Genomic DNA, 12,153 nt, shown 5'->3' with positions numbered 1-12,153 from the left:
AAAAACCCGCTGGCCAACCTGGCCCAGCGGGTTTCTTGTTAGAACAGAAGGCCGATCAAAAATCCGCCAACTGCCACACTTCATAAGCCGGTGTTTCGTAGGGGTGGCTGAGTTTCAACGCGGCCACAACGGCCACAATTAATTCATCCGCCACCACCAACTCAACCTTCCACTCCTCAACCACTTCAACCTGGCCCACTTGCCCGATAAACGGCTGGCTGCCGTCCAACGCGCGAAACTGGCCCTGGCCCAGCACTTGCCAGGCGCAGCTGTCGTAGTCGCCGATGCGCCCGCCGCCAGCGGCGAAGATGGCGGTTTTCACCGACTCCACATGGCTGTCGGGCACAAAGAAGGCAAGTTTGTACACGGCCTTAGTTCACCCACACGCGGGCGTTGCGGAACATGCGCATCCACGCACCGTCTTCGTCCCACTCTTCCGGGCGCCACGAGTTCTGCACGGCGCGGAATACACGCTCCGGGTGCGGCATCATGATGGTGACGCGACCGTCGCGACTGGTGAGGCCGGTGATCCCGCGCGGCGAGCCGTTCGGGTTGGCTGGATAGCTTTCGGTGACCTTGCCGTGGTTGTCGACGAAACGCATGGCCACGCAACCGGACAAGTCGGCTTCGAGCAAGGCTTCTTCGCTTTCGAACTCGGCATGGCCTTCACCGTGGGCGATGGCGATTGGCATGCGCGAACCGGCCATGCCCTGCAGGAAGATCGAGTTGGATTCCTGCACCTGCACCATGGCGACACGGGCTTCGAACTGCTCGGAACGGTTACGCACAAAGTGCGGCCAGAACTCGCTGCCCGGGATCAGCTCGTGGAGGTTGGACATCATCTGGCAACCGTTGCACACACCCAGGGTAAAGCTGTCGTTGCGCTCGAAGAAGCCCTGGAACGCATCGCGGGCACGGCTGTTGAACAGGGCCGACTTGGCCCAGCCTTCGCCGGCACCCAGTACGTCGCCGTAGGAGAAACCGCCGCAGGCCACCAGGCCTTTGAACTCGTTGAGGTCAACGCGACCGGCGAGGATGTCGCTCATGTGCACATCGATCGCATTGAAGCCGGCGCGGTCGAACGCGGCCGCCATTTCCACCTGGCCGTTGACGCCCTGCTCACGCAGCACGGCAACTTGTGGGCGGATGCCTTTCTTGATGTACGGCGCGGCGATGTCCTGGTTGACGTCGAAGCTGAGCTTGGTGCTCAGGCCTGGGTTGTCTTCTTCCAGGATCACGTCGAATTCCTGCTCGGCGCAGTCGGCGTTGTCACGCAGGCGTTGGATCTGGTAGCTGGTCTCGGCCCACTGGCGTTGCAGCAAGCGGCGCTGGCCGGCAAACACGGTGTCGCCGTTGAAGGAGATATTGATCTCGCCGTTGTTGATCGGCTGGCCGATCACCGCGACGCAGTCGTCCAGGCCAGCGGCGCTGAACTGTGCGAGTACGTCTGGGGTAGCGTCCTGGCGAACCTGGATCACGGCGCCCAACTCTTCGTTGAAGAGGATGCCGTTGATTTCAGAGGCGTCCTCGGCAACGCTGTCGAGCACGATGTTCAGGCCGCAGTGACCGGCAAACGCCATCTCGACAACGCTGGTCAGCAAACCACCGTCGGAACGGTCGTGGTAAGCCAGCAGGTGGCCGTCGGCGTTGAGGCCCTGGATCACGGCGAAGAAGGCTTTCAGGTCTTCGGCGTCATCCACGTCCGGCGCGTGCTTGCCGAGCTTGCCGTGGGTTTGCGCGAGGATCGAGGCGCCCATGCGGTTCTGGCCACGGCCCAGGTCGATCAGGATCAGGTCGGTGGTGCCCTTGTCCATGCGCAGTTGCGGGGTCAGGGTCTGGCGGATGTCGGTGACCGGCGCAAAGCCGGTGACGATCAACGACAGCGGCGAGGTGACGCTCTTGTCCACGCCTTCATCGTTCCAACGGGTGGCCATGGACATGGAGTCCTTGCCCACCGGAATGGTGATGCCCAGCTCCGGGCACAGCTCCATGCCGACCGCTTTTACGGTGTCGTATAGACGCGCGTCTTCACCGGGGTGACCGGCAGCGGACATCCAGTTGGCCGACAGCTTGATGTCGGACAGCTTGCCGATACGCGACGCGGCGATGTTGGTGAGGGTTTCACCAATGGCCATGCGGCCCGACGCCGGGGCGTCCAGCAGGGCCAGCGGCGTACGCTCGCCCATGGCCATGGCTTCACCGGTGTAGACGTCGAAGCTGGTGGCGGTGACGGCAACGTCGGCCACCGGAACCTGCCATGGGCCGACCATTTGGTCACGGGCAACAAGGCCGGTGATGGTGCGGTCGCCAATGGTGATCAGGAAGCTTTTGCTCGCCACGGCCGGGTGGTGCAGCACGCGTTCAATGCTCTCAGTCAGGTCCAGCGTGCTTGGGTCGAAATCATCGCCCAGCTCGGTTTCACGAACCGCAGAGCGGTGCATGCGCGGGGCTTTGCCCAGCAGCACTTCAAGGGGCATGTCCACCGGGCTGTTGCCGAAGTGGCTGTCGGTGACCGTCAGTTGCGGCTCGGCAGTGGCTTCGCCGACCACGGCAAACGGGCAACGCTCGCGTTCGCAGATGGCCTGGAAGCGCGCGAAGTCTTCAGGGCCGACCGCCAGTACGTAACGTTCCTGGGATTCGTTGCTCCAGATTTCGTGCGGGGCCATGCCCGGCTCGTCGTTTGGAATGTTGCGCAGTTCGAAGCGGCCACCGCGGTCGCCATCGTTGACCAGTTCCGGGAAGGCGTTGGACAAACCGCCGGCGCCGACGTCGTGGATGAAGCTGATCGGGTTCTTGTCACCCAACTGCCAGCAACGGTCGATGACTTCCTGGCAGCGGCGTTCCATCTCAGGGTTTTCACGCTGTACGGAAGCGAAGTCGAGGTCTGCCGAGCTGGTGCCGGTGGCCATGGAGGAAGCAGCGCCGCCGCCGAGGCCGATCAACATCGCCGGGCCGCCGAGGACGATCAGCTTGGAGCCGACCAGTATCTCGCCTTTCTTGACGTGTTCTTCACGGATGTTGCCCATGCCGCCAGCCAGCATGATTGGCTTGTGGTAGCCGCGCACTTCATCGCCACGCGGGGTGGTGATGGACTGTTCGAAGGTACGGAAATAACCGGTCAGCGCCGGACGCCCGAACTCGTTGTTGAACGCGGCGCCACCCAGCGGGCCTTCGATCATGATGTCGAGCGCGGTGACGATGCGCTCAGGCTTGCCGTACGGCACTTCCCACGGCTGTTCGAAGCCAGGGATCTGCAGGTTGGACACGGTGAAACCGGTCAGGCCGGCCTTTGGCTTGGCGCCACGGCCGGTGGCACCTTCGTCGCGGATCTCGCCGCCGGAACCGGTGGCTGCGCCCGGGAACGGGGCAATCGCGGTCGGGTGGTTGTGGGTCTCGACCTTCATCAGGATGTGCACCGGTTCCTGCACCGCGCCGTACTGGCGGGTCTCAGGGTCCGGGAAGAAACGGCCGGCAACCGAGCCGACGATCACCGAGGCGTTGTCCTTGTAAGCCGACAGAACGCCTTCGCTGTGCATCACGTAGGTGTTCTTGATCATGCCGAACAGGCTTTTTTCCTGGCTCTCGCCGTCGATGTCCCAACTGGCGTTGAAGATCTTGTGACGGCAGTGCTCGGAGTTGGCCTGGGCGAACATCATCAGTTCGATGTCGTGCGGGTTGCGCGCAAGGCCGGTGAAGGCGTTGACCAGGTAGTCGATCTCGTCTTCGGCCAGGGCCAGGCCCAGTTCGGTATTGGCCTTCTCCAGCGCAGCGCGGCCACCGCCCAGCACGTCAATCGCGGTCAGCGGCTTGGGCTCGGCGTGGCTGAACAGGCCGGCAGCCTGTTCCAGCTGGCTGACGATGATCTGGGTCATGCGGTCGTGCAGGCTGCTGGCGATCAGCTCGGCCTCGGCGTCGCTGAACTGCCCTGCTACATAGAAGGCGATGCCGCGTTCCAGGCGCTGGATTTTTTCCAGGCCGCAGTTACGGGCGATGTCGCTGGCCTTGCTCGACCAGGGCGAGATGGTGCCGAACCGTGGCAGAACCAGGAACAAGCGGCCGGTCGGCTCTTGAACGGGAACGCTGGGGCCGTACTTCAGAAGGCGTGCGAGCACTTGCTGTTCGTCGGCGGTCAAGACGCCGGTAACGTCGGCGAAGTGAGCAAATTCAGCATACAGGCCTGTAACCGCTGGAACCTTCTGGCTCAGTTGTTCAAGGAGTTTGCTGTGGCGAAAGGCAGAAAGGGCAGGAGCGCCGCGCAGGATCAACATCTTCGGGACAGCCTCGGGAAGGGGTGTGCTTTGAGGCCGTGCATTCTAGCGTAAACCATCGCCAACGGCACCCGAAACGGCACCGCTGGCTGCTGCCGAACGTCAGTTGGCACGGTTTGCACGGTATCGGGGCACTATCCCAGGCAATCCGTGCAGTTATTTTAACCGTCACAATCGGTCCCCAGGCCACGTTTCTGCGGGCTGCAGCACAGTTTTGGCGGCGCTAGCAGACAAGTCCGCCGCTGTCGAGATATGGCGCCGTGGGCCGTTTGCGTATACTGCGCAGATGTTCTCCCCAACTGCTTTGCGCCCGCGATGCGCCAGATGGCTCATCGCAACCGGACTCTTCCTGATGCTCAGCGCCTGTGTTGATAAACCCAGCACGCTCGAGCGAATCAAGGAGGATGGCGTATTGCGGGTGATTACCCGAAACAGCCCGGCGACTTATTTCCAGGACCGCAACGGTGAAACCGGTTTCGAATACGAACTGGTCAAGCGCTTTGCCGATGACCTGGGGGTGAAGCTGGAGATCGAGACCGCCGACAACCTCGACGACCTGTTCGGCCAGTTGGGCAAACCCAACGGCCCGGTGCTCGCCGCCGCCGGCCTGGTCAGCAGCGAGCAGCGCCAGCAGCAGGTGCGTTTCTCCCATCCTTATCTTGAAGTCACCCCGCAGGTCATCTACCGCAACGGCCAGTCACGCCCGACGAACGCGGCGGACCTGGTCGGCAAGAAGATCATGGTGCTCAAGGGCAGCACCCACGCCGAACAATTGGCGGCGCTTAAACAGCAGAACCCTGCAATTGAATACGAAGAATCCGACGCCGTTGAGGTGGTCGACCTGCTGCGCATGGTGGACGAGGGGCAAATCGACCTGACCCTGGTGGACTCCAACGAAGTGGCGATGAACCAGGTGTATTTCCCAAACGTGCGCGTGGCGTTCGATCTCGGCAATGCCAGCAACCAGAGCTGGGCCGTGGCCGCCGGCGACGACAACAGCCTGCTCAACGAGATCAACAGCTACCTGGACAAGGTAGAAAAGAACGGCACCCTGCAACGCCTCAAAGACCGCTATTACGGGCACGTCGATGTACTCGGCTACGTCGGCGCCTACACCTTCGCCCAGCATTTGCAGCAGCGGCTACCCAAATACGAGAAGCACTTTCGTGCTTACGCCAAGGAAGAAAAAGTCGATTGGCGCCTGCTCGCGGCCATCGGCTATCAGGAATCGCTGTGGCAACCGGCGGTCACGTCCAAGACCGGCGTGCGCGGCCTGATGATGCTGACCCAGAACACCGCCCAGGCCATGGGCGTGTCCAATCGCCTGGATGCCAAGCAAAGCATCATGGGCGGCGCCAAGTACCTGGCCAAGATCAAGGACGAGCTGGACGACAAGATCGCCGAGCCCGACCGCACCTGGTTCGCCCTCGCCGCTTATAACGTCGGCACCGGCCACTTGGACGACGCGCGCATTCTGGCGAAGAAGGAAGGCCTGAACCCGAACAAGTGGCTGGACGTGAAGAAGATGCTGCCGCGCCTGTCGCAGAAGCAGTGGTACAGCAAGACCCGCTACGGCTACGCCCGAGGCGGCGAGCCGGTGCACTTTGTGGCGAACATCCGGCGTTACTACGACATCCTGACGTGGGTGACCCAGCCGCAGCTGGAAGGCAACCAGGTGGTGGAAGGCAATTTGCATGTGCCGGGTGTGGACAAGACCAAGCCGCCGGAAGACACCCCGCAGCTGTAAAACTGATCTTCCCAACACCACAAAACCAATGTGGGAGGGGGCTTGCCCTAATGCCAGTCAGTTAAGGCTTTTTGTAGGAGCGAGCTTGCTCGCGAAAAACTCACAGGCGCCGCGTTCATTCAGGAAGCACGCGTTATCGTTGACGTTTTTCGCGAGCAAGCTCGCTCCTACAGGATATCTACTTGGCTTCGAGCCCGATGAGCAAATGGACCACCCCACCCGTCAATACCATCACCCCAGAGACCCCCGCGGCCTTTAACGCCGCAGCATCAAACTTCTCAGCATCCTGCAATTGCACCCTCACCCGCGTCAGCGCCACACGCTGTTGCGACTTGAGGTTATCCGCACCTCCCAACGCACTCAGCACATCGGCCGACAAAAGCCCCTGTGTCGGCACCGTCTCGGCAATCAAATCCGGGGTCAAGGCTTTCCAGAACGCCCGCTGCAATTTCTCGAACATGCTCAGTGCTCCACGACAGGTGAGGTTTCAACAGTAGCCGCGTGGTACAGGCGCAAGGCCTCGCGCACCTGGGAGGCTTCTTCCAGGCCCAGTACCTGGCGGGCGATGGTCTGGCAGTCAGCCAGGTCCAGCTCGCGCACAGTGGCTTTGATGGTGGGGATCAGCGGCACACTGACCGACAACTCATCCACGCCCAGCCCGATCAACACCGGCACCGCCAGCGCTTCGGACGCCAGTGCACCGCACACTCCGACCCACTTGCCATGGGCGTGGGCGGCCTTGACGGTGGTGGCGATCAGCCGCAATACCGCCGGGTGAAAGCTGTCGGCCTGGCTGGCCAGCCGTGGGTGATCGCGGTCCATGGCCAGGGTGTATTGGGTCAGGTCGTTGGTGCCGATGGAGAAGAAGTCCACATGGGGCGCAAACACATCCGCCATCAACGCCGCTGACGGTACCTCGATCATGATGCCCAGCTTGGGCAACTCGCTGAGCCCAAGGGCCTGGGCTTCTTCTTCCAGAATCTTGCGCGCCAGATGCAGCTCCGACAACAGGCTGACCATCGGCAACATGATATGCAGGCGTGCCAGCCCGGCACTCGCAAGGATCGCGCGCAACTGTTCACGCAACAGCTCCGGGCGCTCCAGGCACAGGCGTATGCCGCGCAGGCCCAGGAACGGGTTGGTTTCAGTGTCCATCGGCACATACGCCAGCGGTTTATCGCCGCCGACATCCAGGGTGCGCACCACCAGATTGCGCTCGGTGCCAAGGGCGCGAGCGATGGCGCTGTAGGTAGCGGCCTGCTCATCCACGCTTGGCGCGCGATTGCGATCCAGGTAGAGGAACTCCGACCGCAGCAGGCCGACACCTTCGCCCCCCAGGGTCAGGGATTGCTCCACTTCCTGCAACGACGCGACGTTGGCGGTCACCTCGACGTGATGGCCGTCGCGGGTAATCGCAGGCACTGAAGCCTGCGCCACGTCACGCTGACGTCGCAGCACCTGCTGCTTACGCGCAGCTTCCAGCTGTTCGATCTCGGCCAGGTTGGGGTCCAGGTGCAACTCGCCCTTGTCGGCGTCGAGCAGGACCTGTTTGCCGTTGGCCAGTGCCAACACCTCAGGCCCAACCCCGCACATGGCAGGCAGGCCAAGGGCACGCGCCAGGATCGCGACATGACTGGTCGCCCCGCCGCCGACGGTGACAAACCCCAGCACCTTTTGGGTGTCGAGGCTGGCGGTTTGCGAAGGCGTCAGTTGCTCGGCGACCAGGATCGCGCGGTCGGGCAGATCCCAGGCGTGGTCTTGAATACCGAGGATCAGTTTCAGCACGCGCTGACCGACATCCGCCAGGTCCGCCGCACGTTCGGCCAACAGGGCATTGCCCAGGCCCTGGAACAGTTGGGCGGTGGCAACCGTGGCGCTGTTCCAGGCAAATGCCGCGCTCTTGCCTTCGGCCAGCAGGCCGTGGGCTTGTTCCAGCAGCGTCGGGTCTTCGAGCAATTCCTGATGGGCGCGGAAAATCTCCGCCTGGGCACTGCCTGCCGCCTGGGTTTGCAGGGCTTGCAGCGCTTCGTTTGCAGCCAACAGGCCACGCGCCAAAGCAGCGCGTTCGAAGGTTTCTCCCACCCCCTGTTCAGTCACCTTCAGCTCGGGCTCAGCAACCTGAACCACTTGGCCAAACGCCGACCCCGGCGATGCGCAAACGCCTCGCAGCAACGTCGCCGACGACGCCGGCACGCGCGCTTCAACCTGTGCAGCCGGCGCCGCGATTGCCTCGCCGCAGCCTTCAATTAACAGTGCGACCAGCGCCTTGATCGCCGCATCGGCATCGTCACCGGCCGCACTCACTTGCAAGGTATCGCCCTGTACGGTTTGCAGCGCCATGATCGCCACCAGCGACTTGGCGTTAGCACTCTGGGTTTGTTTGTGCAGGTAAATGCTCGCGTTAAAACCTTTCGCCGCCTGGGCAAATACCGCTGCCGGGCGCGCGTGCAAACCGTTGGCGTTGGGCAAGATCAACGGCTTGGAGAAGCGTGCATCGCCCTCCTCCTCATCGGCCTCCTCTACCCGGTTGCCGGGCGCTACCTGCAACACCGGCTGGCCCCGTTCCACCAGGCCGCTTGCCAACGGCGTGAACGACTCGCCGCTGACCACCAGCATCAAGGTCAGCAAACTGCGCGCGTGGAGCGCCACGTAGTCGGCGTCGAATTCGATCAGCGCTTGCCCGGCCTCGACCCGCTGGCCTTCCTCGACCAGGCGGGTGAAGCCCTTGCCCGCCAGGCTCACGGTGTCCAGGCCGATATGCATCAGCACCTGCACGCCATTGTCGTCGGTGACGCTGACCGCATGCCCACTGTCCTGGATATTGCTGATTACGCCGGCCAGCGGCGCACACAGGGTCTGCGAGGTCGGATCAATGCACAGGCCGTCGCCGATCATGCGGCTGGCGAACACCGGGTCAGGCACCTTGTCCAGTGCCAGCAGCACACCCGACAAAGGCGCCAGCAATTCCAGGGGTTGAGTTGCGGTCATGACGTCACCTGCTGTTTTGTTCTGTAAAAATCCTTGGGTGGATGCCTATCCCACGGATGACTTATTTCCACCAGTATTCAACCTGCACGCCAACGTTAGACCCATGCCGCGCGGTGCCGTAGGCACCGGTATCGGACAGTGCCGAGCCCGCCGCCAGCTCATTCGCTGCACGTTTGGCCGCTTCGTTCCAGCTCGCATAGGTGTAGTACAACCGCACTTCCGGCCGCGCCCAGAAATCCGGGCCCTTGGGCGACCAGGTCGGGGCGAAGGTAAATTTGCTCAGTTTGCGCGTGCCGCCGGTGGCATCGACCTGATCATGCCCAAGTTCGGTGACCAGTTTGAATTGTTCGCTGATCGCATACGCGGGGCGTACGCCGATGGACATCCAAGTCTGGTCCTGGCTGCCGGGACGAATATCCTTCTGGTACACCGCCTCGATCTGCCCACCAAAGCGCGGGGTCACTTGCCAGTCGAAGAACTCCACGGCGCGATAACTTTTGCTGCTGTTGTCCAGGAAGGTATTGCCGGTGTAGCCCAGGCCGGTGCCGGGGCCTTCGCCGTACTGCAGGGCGAATTTGTTCTTGCCGCCCAGAAAAGGTTTTTGCACATGCTGCGCGGTGAGCGCCCAACCGCTGTTGGTGTCGCGCCCGCCGGCCTTTTCGATGTAGCTCAGGCCCAGTTCCAGCTCGCCGCCGGGGTTGGTCTTGAAGCCCGCGACGTTGAAGTCATGACGGGTGGCGTATTCCTTCTGGTACAGGTTGTCCTTGCGCGAAAGGGCGTAGCTGTATTTCAGGTCGCCGATCAGCACGTCCTCAATACCGCCGCCAGTGGCGCTCTGGTTCCAGTAGTAGAAGTCGGAAATATGGATGTCATTGCGTTTGTAGTAACGCCGACCGGCCCACAGTGAACCGCCATTGAGGGCCGGCAGGTTGGACCACTGCGCATACATCTGCGGCATGCGCGCCGAGCCGTTGTCTTCGCCCTGGAATTTAAGGGCGCGGTCGTATTTGTTGTACAGCGATGCCATCGCATCGACGCTGAGTACCGAACCGTCGTCGAGGGTCAGCAGGTCTTGTCGCAATTCTAGTTCGCCGTACTGCTCACATTCGTTGCCCAGTCGGTATTTGGATTGCGCCCCCGGCAGTTGGAAACATTGCTGCTTGCCACTGCCTGTCGACGTCCCCGCGCCGCTGCGCAAGTAACCGGCAAATTCCAGGGCCTGCGCACCGAATGGCAGGCTCAGGCAGGATGCAACGAGGCCCAGCTTTATTGTTGTTTTCATGAATGCTCCTTCTATTTTTATTGTTTTATTACTGTCCTTGCACGACACGATTCCCTGTAGGAGCGAGCTTGCTCGCGAAGAACGTTAACGATTACGCAGCGAGACTGGTTTAACGCGGCGCTCTCAGGTTTCTCGCGAGCAAGCCCGCGCCTACAGGGGGCGTATCAATCGATCAGATGCAGCACGAACGATTCGTAGGGACGCAAGACAACCGTGGCCGTGCGTTGCGGGCAGTCGGGGTAGTTGCTGATCAGCAGGCGTTGCTCGGTCGCAGTGCCGATCACGTCGTCAGGCAGTTGGATCTCACAGGGCTGGCGGTAGAAATTATTCAGCACCAGCAGGCGCTCGCCGTGGCCTTCGCGCAGGTAGGCCCAGACCTGCAAATGGTCCTGCAGCAGTTGGCGGTACACCCCCTCTTGAATCAGCGGTTCGTGACGACGCAAGGCGATCAGCGCGCGGTAGTGATGCAGCACGGAGTCGGGATCATCGAGTTGGTGTTCAACGTTGATCTGCGCGGCATTCGCCGGGATGCCGATCCACGGCTCGCCGGTGCTGAAACCTGCATGGGGTTGCGCGTTCCACTGCATCGGCGTGCGGCCGTTGTCGCGGGATTTCTGCATGATCGCCGCCATGCTCGCCGCTTCGGATTCACCGGCATCGCGCTTGAGGCGGAAGATGTTCAGGGTCTCCACATCGCGGTACTGGTCGATGCTGTCGAAGCCCGGATTGGTCATGCCCAGCTCTTCGCCCTGGTACACAAACGGCGTGCCCTGGAGGAAGTGCAGCGCGGTGGCGAGCATCTTGGCCGAGACCACGCGGTGCTCACCGTCGTCACCAAACCGCGAGACCACTCGGGGCTGATCGTGGTTACACCAGAACAGCGCGTTCCAGCCGCCACCGGCCTGCATACCCAGTTGCCAGTCGGAGAGGATCTGCTTGAGTTGCAGGAAATCGAAGTCAGCCTTCACCCACTTCTGCAGGTTCGGGTAATCGACTTTCAGGTGATGAAAGTTGAAGGTCATCGACAGCTCTTTCGACTCCGGCCGCGAGTAGCGGATGCAGTGCTCCAGGCTGGTGGACGACATCTCGCCGACGTTGATCAGGTCGTAGCCTTCGAAGACTTCGCGGTGCATCTCCTGCAGGTATTCATGCACGTTGGGGCCGTCAGTGTAGAAGCGGCGGCCGTCGCTGTTGTCTTCGGGGAAATCGGCGGGTTTGGAGATCAGGTTGATCACGTCCAGGCGGAAACCGCCTACGCCCTTGTCACGCCAGAAGCGCATCAACTTGAACACCTCGGCACGTACCTGGGGGTTGTCCCAATTGAGGTCGGCCTGGGTGTGGTCGAACAGGTGCAGGAAGTATTGGCCGGTTTGCGCCTCGTATTCCCAGGCCGAACCGCCGAACTTGGATTCCCAGTTGTTGGGCTGGTCGCGCCAGATGTAGAAGTCGCGGTAGGGGTTGTCGAGGCTGCTGCGCGCCTGCTGGAACCACGCATGTTCGATGGACGTGTGATTGACCACGATGTCGAGCATCAGCTTGATGCCGCGCTTGGCCGCTTCGCTGATCAGCAGGTCGCAGTCGGCCATGGTTCCGTAGCTGGGGTCGATGGCGTAGTAGTCGCTGATGTCGTAGCCGTTGTCGCGTTGCGGCGAGCGCAGGAATGGGGTGATCCACAGGCAATCCACGCCCAGCCATTTGAGGTAGTCGAGTTTGTCCACGATACCCAGCAGGTCACCGGTGGCGTTACCCGCGTGGCTGTGGAAGCTTTTGGGGTAGATCTGGTAGATCACCGAGTGTTGCCAGTCTTGCATGGTGGGCTCCTTCAGTAGAATTGTGAGCGCGGTCAAATGTGGGAGGGGGCTTGCCCC

At 61.9% G+C, this 12,153-nt stretch carries 7 protein-coding genes; 1 reads left to right on the top strand and 6 read right to left on the bottom strand.

The genetic code is table 11. From position 1 onward, the window contains the following. Nucleotides 1–55: 55 nt before the first annotated feature. Entirely contained in the window at nt 56–367 is a 312-nt protein-coding gene (locus AD670_RS18675) for an NGG1p interacting factor NIF3 (RefSeq protein WP_053135569.1), read from the bottom strand. Between the two features lie 4 nt (nt 368–371). Further along, a complete protein-coding gene (purL, locus tag AD670_RS18670; RefSeq protein WP_053135566.1) occupies nt 372–4,268 on the bottom strand; it encodes a phosphoribosylformylglycinamidine synthase in 3,897 nt (1,298 codons plus the stop codon). A 286-nt stretch (nt 4,269–4,554) separates the two neighbouring features. Between purL and mltF the strand changes: the two genes are divergently transcribed. Then, complete coding sequence (gene mltF / locus AD670_RS18665; protein WP_053135563.1) at nt 4,555–6,015, top strand: membrane-bound lytic murein transglycosylase MltF; 1,461 nt, start codon at nt 4,555–4,557, stop codon at nt 6,013–6,015. Nucleotides 6,016–6,193: 178 nt separating this feature from the next. Here the strand turns inward: mltF and AD670_RS18660 are convergent, their stop codons facing one another. From AD670_RS18660 to treC, 4 genes are all read right to left on the bottom strand, one after another. Further along, nucleotides 6,194–6,475 (bottom strand): PTS transporter subunit EIIB, encoded by a 282-nt coding sequence (locus AD670_RS18660; RefSeq protein ID WP_053135560.1) that lies wholly within the window; start codon nt 6,473–6,475, stop codon nt 6,194–6,196. A gap of 2 nt (nt 6,476–6,477) precedes the next feature. Further along, nucleotides 6,478–9,003 (bottom strand): phosphoenolpyruvate--protein phosphotransferase, encoded by a 2,526-nt coding sequence (ptsP, locus tag AD670_RS18655; RefSeq protein ID WP_053135557.1) that lies wholly within the window; start codon nt 9,001–9,003, stop codon nt 6,478–6,480. A gap of 61 nt (nt 9,004–9,064) precedes the next feature. After that, on the bottom strand, nt 9,065–10,285 hold the full coding sequence (locus AD670_RS18650; RefSeq protein ID WP_053135554.1) for a carbohydrate porin: 1,221 nt from the start codon (nt 10,283–10,285) through the stop codon (nt 9,065–9,067). A 164-nt stretch (nt 10,286–10,449) separates the two neighbouring features. Then, a complete protein-coding gene (treC, locus tag AD670_RS18645; protein WP_053135551.1) occupies nt 10,450–12,096 on the bottom strand; it encodes an alpha,alpha-phosphotrehalase in 1,647 nt (548 codons plus the stop codon). Nucleotides 12,097–12,153: the final 57 nt, after the last annotated feature.

The organism is Pseudomonas sp. MIACH (genome assembly GCF_001269925.1).
In the GTDB taxonomy this organism is placed as follows: Bacteria; Pseudomonadota; Gammaproteobacteria; order Pseudomonadales; family Pseudomonadaceae; genus Aquipseudomonas.
Note: the sequence above shows the minus strand (reverse complement) of the source record. Positions and strands in the feature narration are given on the sequence as shown.

What these genes read in the sequence shown, in the direction of transcription:
- mltF (WP_053135563.1), top strand. Translation starts at nt 4,555, where the DNA reads ATGTTCTCCCCAACTGCTTTGCGCCCGCGATGCGCCAGATGGCTCATC.
- AD670_RS18660 (WP_053135560.1), bottom strand. Translation starts at nt 6,475, where the DNA reads ATGTTCGAGAAATTGCAGCGGGCGTTCTGGAAAGCCTTGACCCCGGAT.
- purL (WP_053135566.1), bottom strand. Translation starts at nt 4,268, where the DNA reads ATGTTGATCCTGCGCGGCGCTCCTGCCCTTTCTGCCTTTCGCCACAGC.
- AD670_RS18650 (WP_053135554.1), bottom strand. Translation starts at nt 10,285, where the DNA reads ATGAAAACAACAATAAAGCTGGGCCTCGTTGCATCCTGCCTGAGCCTG.
- treC (WP_053135551.1), bottom strand. Translation starts at nt 12,096, where the DNA reads ATGCAAGACTGGCAACACTCGGTGATCTACCAGATCTACCCCAAAAGC.
- ptsP (WP_053135557.1), bottom strand. Translation starts at nt 9,003, where the DNA reads ATGACCGCAACTCAACCCCTGGAATTGCTGGCGCCTTTGTCGGGTGTG.